A 20200-nucleotide genomic window follows, 5' to 3' on the forward strand; every position below is an offset into this window, starting at 1 on the left:
CAGTCTCAGGTTCTGCGATGTTGCAACGCAATAAACAGGATCAGTACACCACCCCAAAGGGCCATAGTGAGGTAGCTGCTCACTCCCAGCAGATTCAGTCCACTCTCCAGCATCTGTAGCACAATCAGCGCCAGAATCAGGCCGGGAATGCGCCCGAACCCCCCGTCCGGGTTGATGCCACCCAGCACGGAGGCAAGGATGGTCACCAGCAGCCAGGACTCGCCGTAGCCTGCCTTGGCAGAGTTGAACATCGACATCATCAGCAGGGCAGCACCCCAGCTCATCAGTGCCGACAGCACATACACCACGATAGTGACGCGGGTGGTATTGACCCCGCTGAAGCGCGTGGCCTTTTCGTTACTGCCCAGCAGCAGAATGGTGCGTCCCAGCGTGGTGCGTTCCAGCAGCAGCCACATCAGCGCGGCGACGCCCAGGAACAACAGCAGGGAGAGCGGCACTCCGGCGATATCGCCGTTGCCCAGCATCTGTATCAGCGGTGGGAAGCCGGAGATCACTGCGCCGTTCGACAGCAGAATATTCAGCCCGGCAATCAGCGTCATGGTGCCCAGCGTCGCGAGGATCGGCGAGACGCCAATCACGGCTATCAGCACGCCATTGACCACGCCAATCACCACTGCCAGGGCCAGCCCGGCCAGCAGAGCCAGAGCAATCCACTGCGGCTGGTCAGGGTGCGCAACAATCAGCGCCGCCATCAGCAGCGAGCAGGCGTTGGCGCTGGCAATAATCGACAGATTAATTCCGCCCGTCAGCATGGTCACGCCCATCCCCAGCGCCAGCAGCCCCAGCACCGGCAGCTGGCTGGCAATCGACTGGAAATTACCGGCGCTGAAAAAGCGCCCACCCAGCGTCAGGGAAAACAGCACCAGCACCGCCACCAGCATCAGCACCTGGAGCCGGATAATGCGGTCGCCCGGCAGTTTATTCAGTAATGTTTGCATCTCAGTTCCCCTTTGCCCGCTGGTGTTTTTCATTCCAGGCCGTGGCGCTGACGCTGACCAGAATAATGATGCCGCTAAACACCATATGCCAGTAAGACGACACCGCCAGCAGCGTCAGGCCGTTTTGCAGGAAGGCGAGCAGCAGCACGCCCAGCAGCGTTCCCGTCAGCGTCCCGCGACCGCCGCTCATACTGGCCCCGCCCAGCACCACCGCTGCCAGCACCGTCAGCTCGTAGCCAACCAGTGAGTTGGGCGCGACGGACTGCGTGGTTTGCGCCTGCACCACCGCGGCCACACCGGCCAGTACCCCCATGTAACCGTAAACCGTCAGATGCAGACTGCGCAGGTTAATGCCCAGACGCGAAGCCGACTCGCGGCTGCCGCCCATCGCATAAATCTGCCGCCCGATGCGGGTAAAGTTCATCAGCACCCCGGTCAGGATAAACACCGCCAGCAGACAGAACAGCGGCAGCGTCAGACCATATTCGTAGCCGTCGGCGGCGGTGAAGGAAAACCAGTTAATCCCGTTCATAAACCAGTCAGGGAAACCGTACAGCCATGTGCCGTTGGTGACCCAGACCAGCAGGCCGTAAAACAGGTTCAGCGTGGCGATGGTGATTATGATCGCCGGCACCCGCAGCAGATAAACCAGCAGGCCGTTGAGCATACCCAGCAGCAGCCCGCAGCCGATAGCAATGGCAAAGGCGCTGAACAGGTTGCCGCCGTGCGCCAGCATGGTACTGGCCATCACATACTGTGCAATCGCCGTCATGGCCGGGAACGAGATATCAATGCCTCCGGCAATCAGCACCACAAACAGCCCGCAGGCCAGAATGCCGAGGATGGCATAGCTGGTGGCAACGTCGGTCAGGTTGCCCAGGGTGAGAAACTCGTTAGTGCGCAGGCTGAGGCCCAGCGCCAGTAACACAATCAGCATACCCAGCCAGAACTCGTGCTGGCTGACGAGGTGACGTAATTTGTTATTCATTGACCACCCCGGCAATCTCCTCTTCGCGGCACTGATGAGGGGCGAAACTGGCGACCAGTTTACCTTTACGCATCACCAGCACGCGGTGGCTGTTGTAATAAGCTTCCGGGATCTCATCGCAGATCATCAGCACCGCCATACCGGACTCGGCCAGCTCGCGGGCAATGCGATAGATCCCCTCTTTATTGGCGATATCAACGCCCACGGTAGGGGAGTCGAGGATCAGCACTTTCGGTCGGGTAGCGACCCATTTACCAATCGCCACACGCTGTGCGTTGCCGCCGGACAGCGTCTGTACGGCCAGCTGACTGTCAGACACTTTGATGTTCAGCTCGCGGATCAGCTTCGAAGCCTGCTGACGCGCTTCATCGCGGTCCATCAGCCCTAACCGGTTGCGCAGTCGGGAGAAAATCGGTACCAGCAGATTGTCGAAGATCGACTGTGACATAATCAGCCCTTCGGTCTGCCGGTCTTCCGACACGTAGGCAATACCGTGGCGGATGGCATCGCGGTTGCTGCGCAGCGTTACCGGTTTGCCGTCGATGATGATCTCGCCGCTGTCGGGCCGCGTAATGCCAAACAGCGACAGACAGAGTTCAGTGCGTCCGGCGCCCAACAGGCCAACAATCGAGGTGATCTCGCCGCTTCTCAGCTGCAAATTGATCTGCTGATACTGATTGCGTCGGGAAAGTTGGCGCACTTCCAGCAGCGGGGTTTCGCTGACATCAGCGCGTTCCGGCAGGTGGCTGAAGCTGAAGCGCTGCCCGGTCATCAGGTATGCCAGATCGTCGCTATCCAGCTTGCTGGCGGCAAAGGTGTCCACCAGTTTGCCATCGCGGATCACACTGATGCGGTCGGAGACCTCCATCACCTCATCCAGCTTATGGCTGACGAACACCACGCAGATCCCGGCGGCTTTCAGTTCACTGACCACCCGCAGCAGGCCGTTCACTTCGTGACGGGTCAGTGAGGCCGTGGGTTCATCCATGATCACCAGGCTGGCATCAGCCGCCAGCGCCCGACAGATGGCGACCAGCTGGCGGTCGGCAATCGACAGTTTTTCAACCTTGCGCGCCGGATCCAGCTGTACGCCAATGCGTGCCATCGTTTCCTGCGCCAGCTGGCGCATCGCCCGGCGGTTAACCCAGAAGTTGCCGCCTGGCAGATAGCGATGGGCGGCGATGTTTTCCATCACAGACAGGTTGGGGAACAGCGACAGATCCTGGTAGATGACCTGAATACCGTAGTAAGCCGAAAGTGACGGCGTGAGATGGCTCAGCAGCTTACCGTCAATGCTGATATGCGAGCCTTTATCCGGCTGATAGACCCCGGAGATCACTTTGATCAGCGTGCTTTTACCGCAGCCGTTCTGTCCGGCCAGGCAGTGCACTTCACCACGGTTGAGCGTCAGCGATACGTTATCCAGCGCGCGGACGCCCGGAAACGATTTGCTGATGTTTTCCAGTGAGATAAACGGTATTTGCGTGGACATAATTCAGTATCCTGGAGTGGATAAGGGCCAGCAGAGACTGGCCCAATACGATCAGAAGCCGAGGGATTTCGCGTTATCTTTGGTCACTTCAAGGATGCGGTTAAAGCGAATCACATGGTGTTCCATATCCACATCGGCTTTACCCAGACCGTCAATCGTCAGGTCCGGGGTGACCTGCTTGCCGTCCAGCAGCTGGTCAGCCAGGCTTACCAGGGCAAATCCGGCATCTTTCGGGTCCCACAGCAGGGCTTTTTTAATATCACCGCTGGCCAGATACGGGGCGGCCTGGGCAGGCATGGCGATGCCGACGACGGCAATTTTATTTTTCGCCCGCTTGCTTTTCACCGCCTGTCCGGCACCGATTGGCCCGAGTGAGCCGAAGCCGATAATGCCCTTCAGGTCAGGATAGGTACGCATCAGATCGAGCGTGGTGGCGTAGGACTTATCGATACTTTCTGCTACCGGCAGACGCGAGGTTACCTCATGCATCTCAGGATATTTTTCTTTCTGATACTTAATCGCCGCATCGGCCCAGGCATTATGCAGCGGCACGGTCAGTGAACCGACGTAGATGGCATAGCCCCCTTTACCGCCCATGCTGCTGGCCAGTTCATCCATGTTCTTTTCAGCATATTTTACGCTGTCGATGGTCTCAATATCCCACTGGCCGATAGGCTGGTCAGGCGATTCATGAGTCAGCACCACGATGCCCTGATCGCGCGCTTTCTTCAGCACTGGCTCAAGCACTTTGGCGTCGTTGGGCACCACGATAATTGCGTCAACTTTTTTGGCAATCAGGTCTTCAATCACTTTCACCTGCTGCGCCGGGTCAGCGGTGGAACCACCGACCTGGTAGGCATTCACATCCAGTTTTTTGGCGGCTTCATCCACGCCGACCGCCATACGGGTAAACCATGGAATGCCGGTCACTTTGGCCACCAGAGCAATGTCATGTTTTTCTGCGGCCAGCAGCGGGGTAGCGAACAACATGCAGGCGGAAACAACACATGCATTGAGTAACGTGAGATTGAATTTCATAGCGGTACCTTGTTATCCGAATCGTTGTTTTTGTCAGGTAAGAGGTGGCATTAACCACCGGCTCAAGATAGCAAGAAGATTTTGGCGAAGAGTTGAGCAGAGTGATGAAATGTGATCGATAACTTTTAATGTTAAATTATTAGATTTATTGTGTATATTTTTTGTTAAATTTAATTTTTTTGTCGGATTAAAACAGCAGTAATTAGTTATTTTTTTGTTAATTAAATTGATTGGTAACAATTAATTAACATTTGTGAGGCTAAATGCAGCAAGTAACCTGCCGGTAATGCCGATTTAAGGGCAATTGGCTGCTGCTGATATGTCCGGGATGGGATCGGACTCACGATTTTAGCGCCAGCGTCGGTATCTTCTGACAGTTGAGGGGAAAGAAGGGAACGTAATTTTATTACACGGCAGGAGGCGGGGGGAGAGTGGCTGAGGAAAAACCGCCCGCAGGCGGTCAGTTTATCAATGGGTCTGTTTTGTCTGGCTGACTTTGCGATAAACGCTGTCAAAACGCACGTTCATTCCGCCGCAGTTACTGTTATCGCGCACCACCAGATTGCCGTTGATCAGCAGCATTTCGCCGCCACACTCATACTTTGTCGAGTCAGGAATGCCAAAGGTCAGGCGGTTAGCCTTTACCGTGGCGTCATCATCGATCTCACCAATATGCACCACTTCTTCACCGTAGCTGTTGGTGCCGCCGTGCCAGTCTGCACTGCCGCTGACGTGCAGTTTGTCGCCATGATGGGAAATGACGATTGCATTGTTGCCTTCCACCGGTAGCCACTGCCCCAGCCAGTCCTCTTCCCGTACGGCGCGGGTCGGGATGGCGGTCAGGCTGGCAGAGGGGATCCAGCTGGTAAAATCGCGTTTTTTGGCAAAATACCAGACGCAGCTCCAGCCGGGTTTGGTCTGCGCGACCAGCACCGTGTTGCCCGGCACCAGATAGGCCTTCCGTGCACAGCTTTCGCCTTTTTCCGGGCAGCCGTCCATGTCGTCATAGAAATGCACCTGGCCCGCCCCGGCGCGGATTTCCGCCTGGTGATATTCGCCCTGATAGCCTGGAAAAAAGCCGTTGCGGCAGCTATCGTCTTCGGCGGCAAACGCGTGAGTGCTGGCCAGCAGTGCGCTAAGTGTTAATGGGAATATCCGTTTTTTCAATGCCTTGTTCCCCGTCAGTCAATATTGCCTGATAATACCTGACTGCGGGCTGTCTCACATACTCACGCGCGAAAAATTGACGGCGTGAAATATTTTGGCCAGTCTGAATTTCTTTGAAAATTAAATTTCACTCAGGCCAGCTGACCGGAACAGGCTGCGCTGTCGGTTGCTAAGGAGAAGTTGACGATGTCCACCCCTGTCACCAGGAGCCCGCAGCAGGGAACGCAGGCCCTTGCGCGTATTTCATTAGCGGTATTTATCACCTATCTGACGGCGGGGCTCGCGCTGCCGGTGATCCCGCTGTATGTCCATCACGAGCTGGGGCTGAATAACGTGATGGTTGGCCTGGCGGTTGGGGTGCAGTTTTTTGCTACCCTGCTGACGCGCGGCTATGCCGGGCGGCTGGCCGATCAGCGCGGCGCAAAACGTTCCACGCTGCAGGGGATGCTGGCGCTGGCGCTGGTGGGCGTCGCTTACCTGGCGGCGGCGCTGCTGCCGCTGCCGGTGATGGGGAAATTTGCCCTGCTGGTCGCGGGCAGGCTGCTGCTGGGCTTCGGTGAAAGCCAGCTGCTGACCGGCAATCTCACCTGGGGTATGGGGCTGGTGGGACCGAAGCGCGGTGGACAGGTGATGTCGTGGAATGGCATGGCGATTTACGGTGCGCTGGCCGCCGGGGCACCGATCGGCCTGTGGCTGCACAGCCAGTGGGGTTTTCTCGCCCTCGGCGCGGCAACGATAGGGTTGCCGCTGGTGGCGCTGTTATTCAACGTCGGCGTGCCGGCGGTGGCGGTCCACGGCGGGGAGCGACCGTCGCTGTGGAAAGTGGTGGGGCAGATCGCCTGGCCGGGCCTGGCGCTGGCCCTGCAGGGCGCCGGATTTGCGGTGATCGGAACCTTTACCTCGCTCTATTTTGCTGACCAGCAGTGGGGTAATGCCGGATTTGCGCTGACGGCCTTCGGGCTGGCTTTTGTGCTGGTGCGGGTGCTGTTTGGCGGGCTGCCGGATCGTCTGGGAGGCATTCGCGTAGCGCTGATTTCCCTGGTGGTGGAAGCCTGCGGACTGCTGCTGCTGGGTGCGGCATCGAACGGCTGGATGGCGCTGGCGGGTGCGGCACTGACCGGCTGCGGCTGTTCGCTGGTATTCCCGGCGCTGGGGGTTGAAGTGCTCAGACGCGTGGCGCCGCAGGTGCGCGGTACGGCTCTTGGCGGGTTTGCTGCATTTCAGGATATTGCCTACGGTGCCAGCGGGCCGCTGACCGGGATCCTCGCCATGACGCTGGGTTATGGTTCGGTATTTGTGGCGGGGGCTGTCTGCGCGCTGGTGGGGATTGCCGTCACCTTTCGCTTTTCCCGTACCGCCGTCAACAGCTCAGACGGCTGAGCCGGGCACCTGCAAATGTTAAGTTTTCCCTGAATCTGGCGAAAACTGTGACGGAGTCTACACTTTCAGCGCGACTCACCCTTTAGCGCTGCTTCACGACAACAGTGAGCGTCACAGACTTTTCTATTATTCAGGGAAATTATGAACACAACCTCTTCTGACTCATCAGGCGATGAGTCTCAGCGCGCGGTGACCGTCCGGCAACGTATTTTCTTTGTCGTGCTGGTGGCCACAATGGGCGCGCTGGCCTTTGGTTACGACACCGGGATTATTTCCGGTGCTTTACCCTATATGTCTGCGCCTGCCGCACAGGGCGGGCTGGGGTTAACCTCCTTTACCGAAGGGCTGGTGGCTTCGTCACTGGTGTTCGGGGCTGCGCTGGGTTCTTTCCTGAGCGGATTTTTCTCCGATAAGTTTGGCCGCCGCATCACACTGCGCAGTCTGGCCGTCCTGTTTGTGCTGGGTTCCCTCGGCACGGCTCTCGCACCTTCTGTTCCTGTGATGGTCGCCATGCGTTTTCTGCTCGGTATTGCCGTTGGCGGTGGGTCAGCTACCGTTCCGGTCTTTATTGCCGAAATCGCCGGGCCTAAATTAAGGGCGCCGCTGGTCAGTCGTAATGAACTGATGATTGTCACCGGGCAGCTGGTGGCTTATGTCGCCAGTACCTTACTCAGCTACCTGCTTCACGATCAGCATCTCTGGCGCTACATGCTGGCGATTGCCATGATCCCCGGTCTGCTGCTGTTTATTGGCACCTTTTTTGTTCCTGCTTCCCCCCACTGGCTGGTGGCCGAAGGGCGACTGCATGAGGCGAAAAAGATACTGAAATACCTGCGTGAAACGCCGCGTGAAGTCCGTAAAGAAATGAGTGAAATGAAAAAGCAGGCGCGTAAAGCGCAGCGCGGGCCAGACGTGCGCACCCTGATCCGGGAGAAATGGGTATTACGTCTGCTGTTGATTGGCACGGGTTTAGGGTTCGTTATTCAGTTTACCGGCGTCAACGGATTTATGTATTACACCCCGATCATTCTCAAATCCACCGGGCTGGGAACCAGTGCGGCTATTGCGGCGACGATTGGGAATGGCGTGGTTTCGGTCGTGGCGACGTTTGTCGGGATATGGGCGGTTAGCCGTTTTCCACGCCGAAAAATGCTGATAACCGGTCTGTTTTTTGTCGTGACTGCTCAGGTCTTGCTGGGGCTGGTGATGACGCTGGTACCGGTTGGCTTAACCCAAAGCTACATGGCGCTGGGGCTGATTCTGTTGTTTCTGTTCTTTATGCAAATGTGTATCTCCCCCGTTTACTGGCTGCTGATGTCAGAGCTTTTCCCCATGCAGTTACGCGGCGCGCTCACCGGAACGGCGGTATCGATGCAGTGGATTTTCAATGCGATCGTGGCGTTCACTTTCCCGCCGCTGATGGCCTTTGCCGGCAGCAACGTCTTCTTTATCTTCGCTATTATCAACGTGGGTTCTCTGGCCTTTGTCGCCTTTATGCTGCCTGAAACACGGGGAAAAAGCCTGGAGGAAATCGAGCAGCACATGCGCGATAAATTTGGTGAAAAGAGCGTGACTCAACAGCCCGCGTAAGGCTGGTGGCTCAGAAAACCCTATTCTGAGCCAGCCAGACTGCGTGAGTTAAAGCAGTATCCAGAGGAACAGGACCAGCAGGAACAGTACCGCAAAGGCGGTGAACACCGGGCGATTAGCCAGCGGCTGCAGCACCGGCGGCAGTGCTCCCCACAGTGGCACAGCCACCGGACGCGGGTTCAGTTCGCTGTCAGCCAGCGGCTGTTCCAGCAGGCGCTCAGCGCGGCGGCTGAACAGCTGATTCAGCAGGTCCTGCGTCTGGGTCGGCGTCAGCAGGGTTTGTGGTGTGGCGTTAAAGCGCTGCTGGCTGTAATCCTCAAGCATACGCTGTTCACCGGCATCCGGCGGCTGCTTCAGCGTGGTGGTCAGCAGCGTCAGCGTCGGCGCAGTATGCTGGCTTAGCGTCTGGCTGGCGTGAAGATACTGATTCATCAGCGGGAAGAAACGTGACGGAATCGGGTCGCCGCTGTGCAGGTTCACCACCTTCAGCAGGGACGCCCAGATTTTAGCCGGTTGTTCACCGGTGGCCGCCGCCAGACGTGAAATCTGCTGATTCAGCGTCTGGTGTTCGGCAGGCAGCAGGGAGCGGTCAGTAACGCGGTTCTGCTGCGGCTGCGGGATGGCCATCTGACCATTTTGCAGCATGGTCAGAACCTGATGCAGCTGGTCCGGGTTGAGCGAACTGAGCACGGTATGGCCGAACTGCTGGCGAATAAAGTCACTCACCGCCTGGCGGTTATTGCCGGTTGGCAGCAGGTCGGTCAGCTGTTGCAGCAGCTGGCGCGTGGCGTGGGTATTCTGCACCTGCGACAGGCGGGTATTGAGGAACTGTTCCGCAGGCGGGAAATGACGCGCCTGTAACCCCGCATCGTTTTTGACCCCCACTTCATGGCGCAGGCCTGCCCACAGTTCAGCGGATTTCAGCGAACTGAGTGACATAATTTTGACGATCAGCCGTTCCAGCGTGGTGCGCTGGGCTGGCGTTAACGGCTGTTCGCCGGTTCCCGCAGCCGAAAGGGTGGCGGGGCGCACAGTGCCGGGAGGGGCGTCAATCGCCGGGCGATCGCCGGGTAACGGCGCGCCGGGGCCGCTTATAGGTTGCATGGCGAAGTCCTTCAGTCAGAGTCAACGTCCGGGGAGCGCCGGAGAAGAATGGTCATCCGCTATGATAACAATCCCGCCCGGCGATAGGTAGAGAAAGTGGGAGACAATCGCGCAGCCTGACGGCTTTTTTTCATTCAGCGGCGTTAAAAATAGCTCAGGACCCAGGTCATTGTCCCGTTGGCCTTTCCGGCCGTGATGCGCTCCTCTGTCTGATAGTAGCGCACCCGCAGCGGGACGGAGATGGCGCTTCCGCTCAGCGGGTAGCGAGCAACAGGCCAGCGCTGCCCGATGTCAACGGCACTCCCGCTGGCGGCATGCAAGATTTGCAGTGCCACCCCGGTGGCGCGATTGCTGTCGTTGCTCAGCGCAATCAACCCCGGTGTTGCTCTGCCTGCGGGGGCCACGCCATTGAGTTGCAGAAACACACTGAACTCACCGGAAACGGCGGTATCACAGAGAAAATCCATCAGGAAGGTTTTACCCGCGCTGGTCGAACCGATGCCGGACCCCAGTTCTTTCTGCTGCCTTAACCTGACCGGACCCAGCGCGACATTAAACGAGGATGGCCCCTGAATATGGCAGCTCTGCGCAATGAATGTCAGTCCGGTCGCGGCATCAAGCATCATATATTTCGCATTTCTGATCCCGCTTTCCCCCCCGACATGGAAGAGCTGAACGCGTGAATTAATGGGGGTGACCTGTTCAGGGCGCTCAGGGGTTTTTGCCGTTTTGACGATTTCCACGGTGACATTGAGCGGAAAGCGCTGCCAGGTGCGGGAGGGCTTATGAGCCGCGGCATTATGATTATCAATCATCACTCCGGTACTGACGACGCTGCGCTCACTGTCGCGATTGCCGTTCAGCGTGGTGAACAGCGTTAAGCCATTGCCCAGTGTTTTCTGCGTGGTGGTGCGGGTGAAAAACGCCATTTCAGCACCCTGCTGAAGGGGATCGCTGATGCTGCACCAGACATTCACGACATAATTCTGATTGAAAACCGTCCGGCCAACCGGCAGCGAGGAGGACAGCTTGATGCCGTTGCTGCCGGTAAACGCGATCAGAGGAAAGGCGCCTTTGACTTCGGTCGCGCATTTCAGCGAACCGGCATCGACTTTCGGGCTGAACAGTGACAGCGCCAGAATGAAGCATGATAGCGGTAAAAGCAGACGGTTATTCATCATGACAGGCTCATTATCAATGGGAAGATGTTGGCAGGCAGGGTTGGTCAAAACGCTCAAATCCGTTTTTCAGCGCCGCCTCAGGGGTGAGTTGCAGTGACAGCGTACAGACCGTGTTGTCACCTGATTTAACGCTCAGGCTGGAGCGGCCCGTCGGCAGGCGTACGTAAATCATATCGCCCTGGGCGACCAGCCCGAGATTGTTACCCTGAGCATCCTGTACCGCTGCGCCGAAGGGCAGGCTCCTGCCGCCGGGCAGGGTTGAATGAATCAGCACCGCGCGTCCGCGCGAGGTTGCGTAATGGACCCGGACCAGCGCACCGGTGAGGGGAGCGGTCTGCTGACGGGTACTTTTCAGTTCAACATCCTGCGGAAGCTGCTGCGGGTCGAGCGTGATTTCATTCAGGCGATAAGGGAGCAGGTAAGGCACCAGCGCCCGCCCCTGATGGTTGAGCGTCAGGCCTGAGTGGCCTTCCACTTTCGCCCCTGACGCATAAGGTGCCTCCACCAGCGCCATGGTTTCGCTGTACCACGGGCTGGAGACGACGCCATCTGCCAGCGCCACCAGCGAGCCATTTAAGCCACCTGACCACGCGTGGCTGTGATGGCCTTTTTCAACGCTGCCCTGCAGTGAGGTATAGGGCGTGTGCCAGTTAGCGGCAAGGTTCGCGCTGGTGCGCTCCTGGCGGTCATGGCGCACGCCCAGTGAATAATCCAGCTGCCGATCGTCACCAAAGGAGCTGTTGATATTGGCCTGGCTGGCCATGCCCTCCGCGTCGTGGCTCATATTGATGTTCAGATGAGTTCTGGGCGAACTTCCCCCCAGCGGGACGGACAGGCCCAGAGTGTACTGCGTTTCTTCGTTATCGCGTGAATGAACACGGTTCACGGAAAGCGACCAGCTCAGACTACGGAAGGCATTGCTGTAACCCAGCTGTAGCTGATTATTCTTGCTACGTTGTACCCGGTAACTCTGGCGGATGAGGGTCAGATAAAGCTGCCCCCAGTGGTCGGGAAAGGCCTGCGACAGGCTGGCTGATAAACGGCTGCGAGGTGTCTGTACGCGATAGTCAGACGATCCAGGCCTGGGGTGCCTGGCACGATCGAGGGTGACCATGGCGTCATTGAGACCGAGGTAGCCCGCAGAGGAAAATCGCCAGGCGGCCACGGAGACCGTGCTGTTGCCGGCGTTAAACTCCTTGCTGTACGTGGCGCGATAGCTCTGTCCGGAAAGGTGGTGATGGGGAGTGACGGTTTGTGCCTGTGTGGCATCCAGCGCCAGTGCTCCCCATTCACTGCCAATGGCTCCGCCCAACAGGAAAGCATGATAGTGGCGGGTGCTTAATACGCCGCCATAACCGGTCAGTAAATTACTGATACCCCGTTGTAGCGTCATCTGTGCCACCGCATCATGCTTTGACAGGTTCATATTGCGCAGGGTGCCTGCACTGATGCTGTAGCGGGTAATTCCGGGCCTGACCCGCTGTGGAAGAGCCGCGTAGGGCACTCTGAACTGATTCACCCTGCCGTCGGACTCCCGGACCGTCACGGTCAGATCGCCGCCGTAGCCGGTGGGGTAGAGATCGTCAATGCTGAAAGGGCCGGGGGAAACGGTCGTTTCGTAGAGCAGCACATTATTCTGCCGTACGCTGACACGCGCATTGGTATCGGCCACCCCTCTGATCATCGGGGCATAGCCGCGCCTCGAGTCTGGCAGCATATTATCGTCGCTGTACAGCATCACGCCGCGCAGGGAAAAACTGTCAAACAGGTTACCGCTGGTATCCGTATCGCCAATGACCATGCGCGATCGCCATGCACGTATGTCATGCTCAAGGTAGTTACGCAAACTAACATAGTGGCTTCCGCTGTCTTTCTGCCAGCTCATTGACCCCTGATGGCGCAGCATAAAACCCCATAAGTTCAGTCCAATATTGTCGCCGTTATAGAAAGAGCGGTATGCGCTGTCCTGTTGCTGAGACTGATAATAGTTAGCGTCATATCCCAGGATGAGCGCGTTGATGCCTCGATCCCACTGCGAAGGGTCAACCTCGTTCTGTGCGCGATGCCGCAGTCGTGCCTGCGGGACAGTGATATTCATCTTTAGCGTGGTGATATCGATATACCCACTGGCATCTGGGATCCAGTATTCCAGGCCGAGGCAGTTACCGCTATCAGTGAGGTTTGCCATTTTCGCGGCAGCAATTTCCCCGTCCTTCAGCGGGATCAGATCGATCAGCGCACGGGTCGTGCAAATCACCGACCGGTGATGGACTTTTTTCACCCGCAGCCGCATATCCCCGGCATATTTCTCGTTCAGCATCACCCTGACATCATAATAACCGGCAGGGAGAGCATTACGGTGGCTGAACTGGTTGATATCAATGATTTCATCCGAAGTATGGTGCAAAAAATTAGCATCAAAAATGGCAGCATCCTCATCTGCGGAAGCCATCGCGCTGCGCTGCAGGGCGTAGCCCAGCAGTCCTGCCAGAAATAGCGCGGCCATCAGGCTGCGCGCAGTAGAAAAGGAATAATTGCCGCAGCGTGCAGGAAAAAAAGGGAATAAAACCCCGGTCATATCAGTTCTCCATGCATTATATGACTATTGTCAATCGTCACTCTTTTATTTTATTGGCGGTTATTTGATCGTCGTGACACTGCCGTAATCATTAATCATTTCATAACTGAGCGAACCCTCCGCTATCTTTTCAGGAAGCGAGGTAAAGCGAAAATCTGCGAAGCTTTTCGGGGCGATCATCTGGCTTTTAAGACTCTTAGTTTCCTTTCCATTAGTGATGATTTTTATGCTGGATACACTGATGAAATAGGCGGAAGGATTGTTGACCCGCAAGGTTTTTTCGGCTGCAGAGGGCGGCCGCTGCCAGCGTAATTGATGGTATGCTTTGACGGCGCCGTCTGCTGTTAATGCTGGCGGCCGGAAGAAAATTTTCATCCGACTGCGGATCGCCATTTGCAATATATTACTCTCCGGGGTGGCGGTGTTTTTTGGCGGAATATCCAGGATGTTGAGCCAAAAGAGAGACTCCCTGTCCTGCGGCAAAGGTGAACCTGTCCATGTTATTCGCAGCGTCTGTCCGGTATTCGGTTCTACACGAATAATGGGAGGTGTCAGGATAAAAGGAACGGCGATGTTATTAAACGAGGCATGGCTGTCAGCATCCCCCTTGTCAATCCAGGCCTGAATAAGAGAGGGCTTATTATCATCGTTACTCAACTGGATGTTTACCTCACGCTTTTGCTGTGGATAAATAATCCGTGTTCCGTTGATAATAACGTTGGCTTTTCCCTGGTGGGGCAGTAGAGCCAGAATAAGGATGAAAGAAAAATGTTTCCAGACTGCCTGATGAAGATATCGTAAAACTAACATAGCAACAGCTCTGATTAAAAATAAAGAAGTGCAAGAGATAACTCCTGCACTCAGGGGAATTTAGAAATAGCTCAAAGAGTAGTTAACCATGGTGTTAACATCACCACCATCTACTTTATCCGTGGCGTAATAGCGCGCGAAGTAGTTCAGCGTTGCCATGTCATTCTCAATTTTGAATGACGGGCCGTTGCTTTGAGAGCCATCACCCAACCTGATAGGGCTATGGCTGTTATCCAGCAGCTGCACCTGGACATTAGATGCAGTGCCCTTATTTTTCAGATTCCCTGTGCTGTTATCCGTTTCGTTACTTTCAAACATTGCCCGAACATTTTCTGTCGCGTTCTGACAGTTGGTTAATGACAGAGTGACAGGCTGTTCGTTGGCGACTTCCCCTGCTTTAGAAAGTGCTGATGCAGAAATTGGATCAAAAGTTATCTCAGTGCTGCTGTTACGACCATTAACGCTAATATTGCAGGTGGTGTTGTTAATTTCTCCTGTAAACGTGATCGTTCCGTCTGCGGACATTGCTGCTGGAATGGGCAGGGCAATGACCGTCATGAGTGATGATACCAGTAATACTTTTTTCATATAAACATCCTTTTATTAATATTTTCGATTATCTGAGATAAACGTCTTAATGCGGTTTTTTTTCGCTATTATCTTCCGGTTTATTTCAAGCGGAATATTTAGCTGTCCGCAGGCAGCTAAATCTGGGGTTTATGTCAGATAACAACCTGGGCTGATAAGTAAATACAGCGACTGGAAAATATTTTCTCTAACATATTGATAAATCCTGATAACTAGTTCCGTTTGGTTATAATAATTTTAGTGAGTGTTTTATTAATTCTACGCCAGTAATATTGTTTTTTTAATAATGTGAAGAGTAGTCTTTGATAAAAATTGGTAAATAGTAAAGTGTCCAAAATAAACAGGGACAGGTCTAAATTTATTTTTAAAGGGGCGTTTTTTAAATATATATTAAGAGGGTTCAGAGCGACATTTGTTTTGAAATTAGAATGATCTTAGTGGCCAGGGAATTTAGCCACTTTGGGTGAGGTTTTAAAAACATCCATCTGCAAGGGCTTGTTATTCTATTTCCTTATCAAGGGATTACGTAATCTTTGTGCCAGAATGACACCCGCAAGGGTGATCCCGCCCCCAATAAAATGATAGCTGTGTAATGATTCATGTAAAAAACTGACAGCGATAATTGCGGTAAATATTGGCACCAGATTCATAAAAATACTGGCAGTACTGGCCCCCAGACGCATTACCCCCTGGATCCACAGAAAAGGGGCAACGATCGAGGCCGGAATGCCGGCAAACAGTACCAGCGGAATATTGTGCATATTCAGCGATACATCGGTTGCCATCAGAAAGTTAGGAGTCAGCAGCAGTACACCGAAAAAAATCTGTATCCACAGACTCTGCCAGTTTGGCAGCGGGATCGCCCAGCGTTTCGTCAGCACGCCATACAGTGCATACGACGTCGAGGCGGCAAACATCATCATTTCGCCTTTGCCTAAACCGTGTGACCACAGCTGTGCCGGATCCCCGGCGCTGACCAGCCAGACCAGACCGCAAAACGAGAGCAGGCTGCCCAGCAGGATGCCGACCGTTGGGGCCAGCCGCATGACCACCACGCTTAACAGAACGGTCAGCAGTGGGATCATTGCATTCAGAATACCCATAAACAGCGCGCTGACGCTGTGTGCGGCGTAATAGGCCAGGCTCTGATACAACACCATACCCAGCAGGCCGAGGATCAGCAGTTTCCACCACGACTGCCTGACCTGCTGGCGATGACGCCAGACGCCGGGCAGGGCAAAGGGAGCCAGCACCAGCAGCGCCAGCAGCCAGCGATAAAAGGAGATAGCGGCAGGATCGATCGCACTGGCCGACATCTTGCTGACAATCGCGTTGACTGACCAGATCAGTACGGCCAGCAGGGGAAACATAAAACTCATTTGTCTTCTCTTCAGGTAGGCATGGGTGATGCAGTGTAAGCTTGTCGCATTTAATACAGATAACGATAATAAGACAAAAGTACCATGGAACCGGACAAGATGATCCAGCAACTCACCTATAGCGCCCCGGCGGATGCAGAACAACTTAGGCTTTTCTTCCGCTACGAGCAGGCCAATGCCCGCACGGAGTACCTTCCTCACCAGCATCGCTGGGGGCAGGTGATCTTTGTAAAATGCAACGTGCTGGAGATGCAGGTAGAAGGGGAGCGTCTGCTGACGCCACCGAATCTCCCTATCTGGGTGCCGCCCGGCCATCAGCACGCCAGCTACAACCACAAGCAGGCGCACTTTCGCACGCTCAATATTGCGGCCGACGCCTGTGAGGGATTACCTGAGCGCGCCTGTTTGCTGCGCGTCAGTCCGGTGGTCCACGCGATTATCGAAGACTGTGCGGCACGCCAGCTGCTGATACCGCAGAGCGTGCAGGACATACGTCTGTGTGAGGTGCTGCTCGACCAGCTGTTGATGGCGGAGAGCCAGCAAAGCTATCTGCCTTCAACCCCTGACAGGATGCTGGCCCCGGTGCTGCTGGCGCTGGAGCAGAACCCGGCGGATAACACTACGCTGGCGCAGTGGGCGCAGCGCGTCTACACCACTGAACGCACCCTGTCACGGCGCTGTCAGTCGCAGCTGGGGATGTCGTTCAGCGAATGGCGGCAGCGCCTGCGGTTTCTGCATGCGATTTCACTGCTGGAACAGGGGAAAAGTGTTCAGGATATGGCGCAGGAGCTGGGCTACAGCTCGGCCTCGGCGCTGATTGCCATGTTCCAGCAGCAGTCGGGGACAACGCCGGAACGCTATCGAAATCGGGCCTGATGAACAGGAGTGAGGCGGGCCTCACTCCTCCGGGAAAATCAGTCGGGTGGGATAGCGATGCCTGCCCCTGAGTTAGTTGGACGCCGCAGCCTGCTTATGTTTACGGCGCCAGCGTTTCCAGACCGGCGGCACCACCAGTACGCTGACCGCAAGAACCAGCAGCAGCTTACAGATCAGGCTTTCCCACAGAATCGGCAGGTTGCCATTGCTGATGGACAGCGCACGGCGCAGGTTCTGCTCCAGCATCCCGCCGAGCACAAATCCGAGGATCAGCGGCGACATCGGGAAGTCCATTTTGCGCAGGATATAGCCGAAGATCCCAAGGCCTACCATCAGCAGCAGGTCAAAGGTGGTGCTGTGAACCGCATAGACGCCAACCGCCGAGATCGCGGCAATCGCGGGAACGAGGAACCACAGCGGGATGGTCAGCATACGGGCAAAGATATTGATCATCGGGATATTCATAATCAGCAGCATCACGTTGCCGATCAGCAGGGCGGCAATCAGCCCCCAGACAATATCCGGCTGCTCGGTAAACATGGCCGGGCCGGGGGTAATGTTGTACAGCGTCAGCGCGCCAACCATCACCGCCGTGGTGCCGGAACCGGGGATACCCAGCGTCAGCATCGGAATAAACGAACCGCAGGCGGAAGCGTTGTTCGCTGCCTCCGGCGCCGCGACGCCGCGAATATCCCCTTTACCAAAGGTTTCACCCCCGCTGATTTTCTTTTCACTCATATAGGCAATAGCGCTGGCGATGGTCGCCCCGGCACCGGGCAGTACGCCAACAAAGAAACCAATCAGCGATGACCGCAGCGTTGCCCCGGTACACTGCGCGGCTTCTTTCATGTTGAACAGCATGCGTCCGCTGGCGCGCACTACTTTCTGCCCGCTGCTGGTGGACTCCAGCATCAGCAGAATTTCACTAACCGAGAACAGGCCGATCACCACGACCACAAACTGAATACCGTCAGAGAGATGCACACTGTCAAAAGTAAAGCGGTAAACCCCGGTGTTGGCATCGACGCCGACCGTGGCCATGCTCAGGCCAATCAGCGCAGAGAGGAAGGACTTCAGCGGATTCTGGCTCATCATACTGCCGAGGCAGGCAATGGCGAACACCATCAGCGCGAAATATTCCGCCGGGCCGAATGCCAGCGACCAGTTGGCGAGGATCGGAGCAAACAGAATGATACCGATAATGGCGATGGTGGAACCGATAAATGAACTGACCGCTGAGATCGACAGCGCCACGCCCGCACGGCCCTGCTGTGCCATTGGATAACCGTCTAACGCGGTCATAATCGCCCCGGCATCTCCCGGTACGTTAAGCAGGATTGAAGAGATTCGTCCACCATACTCGCAGCCGATGTAGACGGTCGCCAGCAGGATCAGCGCCGACTCTGCCGGAAGATGCAGAGCAAACGCCAACGGCATCAGAATGGCCACGCCATTGATGGGGCCAAGCCCCGGCAGCAGGCCGACAATGGTGCCAATAAAGCAGCCAATTAAGGCGATCAGCAGGTTCTCTGGCGTCATTGCGACGGCAAACCCCTGCATCAGAAAGGACCAGGTATCCATGTATTTCTCCGTTAGCTCAACCAGGTGCCGAGCGGTAAGGTCACTTCGAGCAGGCGGTCAAAGGCGTAATACAACACGGCACCCATCACCACGCCGGACAATGCGGCTGCCCACCAGGCTGCGCCGAACAGCAGCCCGATGACGAAGGTCAGTAATGTGGTGGCAAGGGGAAAGCCGAGACTTTCAAACACCGCTCCATACAGACCCAGGCTGACCATCAGCAGCAACAGGCGTTGCAGCGTGCCGCGTGCCGGCCACTGAATCGCGTCAGGTTGACGTATCAGCAGGAAAAAGGCACACAGCGCCATCAGCCCGAGGATGATCATCGGAAATGGGCGAGGCCCTACCGGTTCATAGCTGTATTCACTCTGAATATTCCAGGCGATAAACAGGCCGATGATGCACAGCAGTAGCCAGACGCTGGCAAAAATACGATCGCTCATGACGGCCTCCCTTATTTTGCCAGGCCGAAGGATTTCGCCTTCTCGCGGTAATCGATCACCTGCTGTTTGACGTAGCTGTCCAGCTCTTTACCGAACATATTGAATTCAAACAGGCCGCGCAGATCGCGCTGATGCTTAAATTCGTCGGTCTGTACCATCTTTTTAAACGCGTCTTCCCACCACTGGTATTCGGCGTCAGTGACTTTAGGGCCAAGGTAGAAACCGCGAATCACTGGCCAGACAATATCTACGCCCTGCTCTTTAGCGGTGGGAACGTCGGCCAGCACGCCGGGCAGGCGTTTATCGGACATCACGGCCAGCACGCGCAGCTTGCCTGCCTGTATGTGCGGCACCATTTCGCTGATATCGCCGGACACCACCTGAATATGGTTGCCTAACAGCGCGGTGACCGGCTCGCCTCCGCCTTCAAAAGCCACATAGCGCATCTTGCGGGGATCAATACCCGCATCGCGTGCCAGCAGGGCGGTTTTCATCCAGTCCTGGCTGCCAATCGAGGCTCCGGCCCCGATCACCACCTTGTTGGGATCGCTTTTCATTGCCGCCAGTAATTCAGTCAGATTTTTGTAGGGTGAGTCGCTGCGCACGGCCACCATGCCGTAGTCCGTCCCTACGGCTGCCAGCCACTTCACATCTTCCACGGAGTAACGGCCAAATTTCCCCTGCGACAGGTTCAACAGGGAACCGCCGGAGAAGGCGACTACCGTCCCTGCTTCTGCCGGGCGCTGCGCCACAATGGCGTTATAGGCGACTGCACCTACGCCACCGGGCATGTAGGTCACACGCATAGGCGTCTTGATCTGTTGAGTGTCCTGCAACGAAACCTGTAACAGCTTGCAGGTCAAATCAAAGCCACCGCCAGGTTTAGCCGGGGCGATGCACTCGGTGCGGGAAGGGGCTTCGGCGGCAAAGGTGGCCGGTGCGGCGAGCAGCAGCAGGGCGCTGGCCAGGGTGGTGCGGATTGTCGTTTTCATCACGGCTCCGTTTTTATCATTGAGTTTGTGAGCTTTCCCCAAAAATGAGGTTAT

17 protein-coding genes are annotated in these 20200 nt (G+C 56.0%); 3 read left to right on the forward strand and 14 right to left on the reverse strand.

The window, feature by feature from the left end; translation table 11 throughout:
- Positions 1-5: 5 nt before the first annotated feature.
- From ABEH87_RS00220 to ABEH87_RS00240, 5 genes are all read right to left on the reverse strand, one after another.
- Positions 6-959 (reverse strand): ABC transporter permease, encoded by a 954-nt coding sequence (locus tag ABEH87_RS00220; RefSeq protein WP_346572823.1) that lies wholly within the window; start codon positions 957-959, stop codon positions 6-8.
- A gap of 1 nt (position 960) precedes the next feature.
- Positions 961-1947, reverse strand: a complete 987-nt coding sequence (locus ABEH87_RS00225) for an ABC transporter permease (RefSeq protein WP_346572825.1) — start codon at positions 1945-1947, stop codon at positions 961-963.
- Entirely contained in the window at positions 1940-3439 is a 1500-nt protein-coding gene (locus ABEH87_RS00230) for a sugar ABC transporter ATP-binding protein (RefSeq protein ID WP_346572827.1), read from the reverse strand. The genes ABEH87_RS00225 and ABEH87_RS00230 overlap by 8 nt, the downstream gene beginning before the upstream one ends.
- Positions 3440-3490: 51 nt before the next feature.
- Positions 3491-4477, reverse strand: coding sequence for an autoinducer 2 ABC transporter substrate-binding protein (locus tag ABEH87_RS00235; RefSeq protein WP_346572829.1), 987 nt, complete (start codon positions 4475-4477; stop codon positions 3491-3493).
- A 468-nt stretch (positions 4478-4945) separates the two neighbouring features.
- Positions 4946-5644 carry a hypothetical protein gene (locus tag ABEH87_RS00240; protein WP_346572831.1) on the reverse strand — a complete coding sequence of 233 codons (699 nt, stop codon included), beginning with the start codon at positions 5642-5644 and terminating at the stop codon, positions 4946-4948.
- A 186-nt stretch (positions 5645-5830) separates the two neighbouring features.
- On the opposite strand from ABEH87_RS00240, the gene ABEH87_RS00245 reads away from it, so the two are divergent.
- Together ABEH87_RS00245 and ABEH87_RS00250 are read left to right on the forward strand one after the other, a co-directional pair.
- Positions 5831-7024: an MFS transporter gene (locus ABEH87_RS00245; protein WP_346572833.1), complete on the forward strand. Its 1194-nt coding sequence runs from the start codon at positions 5831-5833 to the stop codon at positions 7022-7024.
- Between the two features lie 141 nt (positions 7025-7165).
- Entirely contained in the window at positions 7166-8614 is a 1449-nt protein-coding gene (locus ABEH87_RS00250; RefSeq protein ID WP_346572835.1) for a sugar porter family MFS transporter, read from the forward strand.
- A gap of 48 nt (positions 8615-8662) precedes the next feature.
- Here the strand turns inward: ABEH87_RS00250 and flk are convergent, their stop codons facing one another.
- From flk to ABEH87_RS00280, 6 genes are all read right to left on the reverse strand, one after another.
- Positions 8663-9718 carry a flagella biosynthesis regulator Flk gene (gene flk, locus ABEH87_RS00255; RefSeq protein WP_346572837.1) on the reverse strand — a complete coding sequence of 352 codons (1056 nt, stop codon included), beginning with the start codon at positions 9716-9718 and terminating at the stop codon, positions 8663-8665.
- Positions 9719-9861: 143 nt separating this feature from the next.
- Positions 9862-10899 (reverse strand): fimbrial protein, encoded by a 1038-nt coding sequence (locus ABEH87_RS00260; RefSeq protein WP_346572839.1) that lies wholly within the window; start codon positions 10897-10899, stop codon positions 9862-9864.
- A 13-nt stretch (positions 10900-10912) separates the two neighbouring features.
- Entirely contained in the window at positions 10913-13477 is a 2565-nt protein-coding gene (locus ABEH87_RS00265; protein WP_346572841.1) for a fimbria/pilus outer membrane usher protein, read from the reverse strand.
- 60 nt (positions 13478-13537) lie between these two features.
- Positions 13538-14287 (reverse strand): fimbria/pilus periplasmic chaperone, encoded by a 750-nt coding sequence (locus ABEH87_RS00270; RefSeq protein ID WP_346572843.1) that lies wholly within the window; start codon positions 14285-14287, stop codon positions 13538-13540.
- 60 nt (positions 14288-14347) lie between these two features.
- Positions 14348-14875: a fimbrial protein gene (locus tag ABEH87_RS00275; protein WP_346572845.1), complete on the reverse strand. Its 528-nt coding sequence runs from the start codon at positions 14873-14875 to the stop codon at positions 14348-14350.
- Between the two features lie 503 nt (positions 14876-15378).
- Complete coding sequence (locus tag ABEH87_RS00280; RefSeq protein ID WP_346572847.1) at positions 15379-16254, reverse strand: DMT family transporter; 876 nt, start codon at positions 16252-16254, stop codon at positions 15379-15381.
- 99 nt (positions 16255-16353) lie between these two features.
- Here ABEH87_RS00280 and ABEH87_RS00285 point away from each other — a divergent pair, with 99 nt between their 5' ends.
- Positions 16354-17130 carry a helix-turn-helix transcriptional regulator gene (locus ABEH87_RS00285; protein WP_346572849.1) on the forward strand — a complete coding sequence of 259 codons (777 nt, stop codon included), beginning with the start codon at positions 16354-16356 and terminating at the stop codon, positions 17128-17130.
- A gap of 72 nt (positions 17131-17202) precedes the next feature.
- On the opposite strand, the gene ABEH87_RS00290 is transcribed toward ABEH87_RS00285, so the two are convergent.
- The 3 genes from ABEH87_RS00290 to ABEH87_RS00300 are packed head-to-tail and all read right to left on the reverse strand — an operon-like array spanning position 17203 to position 20146.
- Positions 17203-18711, reverse strand: a complete 1509-nt coding sequence (locus ABEH87_RS00290; protein ID WP_346572851.1) for a tripartite tricarboxylate transporter permease — start codon at positions 18709-18711, stop codon at positions 17203-17205.
- A gap of 11 nt (positions 18712-18722) precedes the next feature.
- On the reverse strand, positions 18723-19154 hold the full coding sequence (locus ABEH87_RS00295; RefSeq protein ID WP_346572853.1) for a tripartite tricarboxylate transporter TctB family protein: 432 nt from the start codon (positions 19152-19154) through the stop codon (positions 18723-18725).
- Between the two features lie 11 nt (positions 19155-19165).
- Positions 19166-20146 carry a tripartite tricarboxylate transporter substrate binding protein gene (locus ABEH87_RS00300; protein WP_346572855.1) on the reverse strand — a complete coding sequence of 327 codons (981 nt, stop codon included), beginning with the start codon at positions 20144-20146 and terminating at the stop codon, positions 19166-19168.
- Between the last annotated feature and the right edge of the window lie 54 nt (positions 20147-20200).

This window comes from Erwinia sp. Eh17-17, from assembly GCF_039675725.1.
Lineage (GTDB): Bacteria > Pseudomonadota > Gammaproteobacteria > Enterobacterales > Enterobacteriaceae > Erwinia.

What these genes read in the sequence shown, in the direction of transcription:
- ABEH87_RS00220 (WP_346572823.1), bottom strand. Translation starts at nt 959, where the DNA reads ATGCAAACATTACTGAATAAACTGCCGGGCGACCGCATTATCCGGCTC.
- ABEH87_RS00225 (WP_346572825.1), bottom strand. Translation starts at nt 1,947, where the DNA reads ATGAATAACAAATTACGTCACCTCGTCAGCCAGCACGAGTTCTGGCTG.
- ABEH87_RS00230 (WP_346572827.1), bottom strand. Translation starts at nt 3,439, where the DNA reads ATGTCCACGCAAATACCGTTTATCTCACTGGAAAACATCAGCAAATCG.
- ABEH87_RS00235 (WP_346572829.1), bottom strand. Translation starts at nt 4,477, where the DNA reads ATGAAATTCAATCTCACGTTACTCAATGCATGTGTTGTTTCCGCCTGC.
- ABEH87_RS00245 (WP_346572833.1), top strand. Translation starts at nt 5,831, where the DNA reads ATGTCCACCCCTGTCACCAGGAGCCCGCAGCAGGGAACGCAGGCCCTT.
- ABEH87_RS00250 (WP_346572835.1), top strand. Translation starts at nt 7,166, where the DNA reads ATGAACACAACCTCTTCTGACTCATCAGGCGATGAGTCTCAGCGCGCG.
- flk (WP_346572837.1), bottom strand. Translation starts at nt 9,718, where the DNA reads ATGCAACCTATAAGCGGCCCCGGCGCGCCGTTACCCGGCGATCGCCCG.
- ABEH87_RS00260 (WP_346572839.1), bottom strand. Translation starts at nt 10,899, where the DNA reads ATGATGAATAACCGTCTGCTTTTACCGCTATCATGCTTCATTCTGGCG.
- ABEH87_RS00265 (WP_346572841.1), bottom strand. Translation starts at nt 13,477, where the DNA reads ATGACCGGGGTTTTATTCCCTTTTTTTCCTGCACGCTGCGGCAATTAT.
- ABEH87_RS00270 (WP_346572843.1), bottom strand. Translation starts at nt 14,287, where the DNA reads ATGTTAGTTTTACGATATCTTCATCAGGCAGTCTGGAAACATTTTTCT.
- ABEH87_RS00275 (WP_346572845.1), bottom strand. Translation starts at nt 14,875, where the DNA reads ATGAAAAAAGTATTACTGGTATCATCACTCATGACGGTCATTGCCCTG.
- ABEH87_RS00280 (WP_346572847.1), bottom strand. Translation starts at nt 16,254, where the DNA reads ATGAGTTTTATGTTTCCCCTGCTGGCCGTACTGATCTGGTCAGTCAAC.
- ABEH87_RS00285 (WP_346572849.1), top strand. Translation starts at nt 16,354, where the DNA reads ATGATCCAGCAACTCACCTATAGCGCCCCGGCGGATGCAGAACAACTT.
- ABEH87_RS00290 (WP_346572851.1), bottom strand. Translation starts at nt 18,711, where the DNA reads ATGGATACCTGGTCCTTTCTGATGCAGGGGTTTGCCGTCGCAATGACG.
- ABEH87_RS00295 (WP_346572853.1), bottom strand. Translation starts at nt 19,154, where the DNA reads ATGAGCGATCGTATTTTTGCCAGCGTCTGGCTACTGCTGTGCATCATC.
- ABEH87_RS00300 (WP_346572855.1), bottom strand. Translation starts at nt 20,146, where the DNA reads ATGAAAACGACAATCCGCACCACCCTGGCCAGCGCCCTGCTGCTGCTC.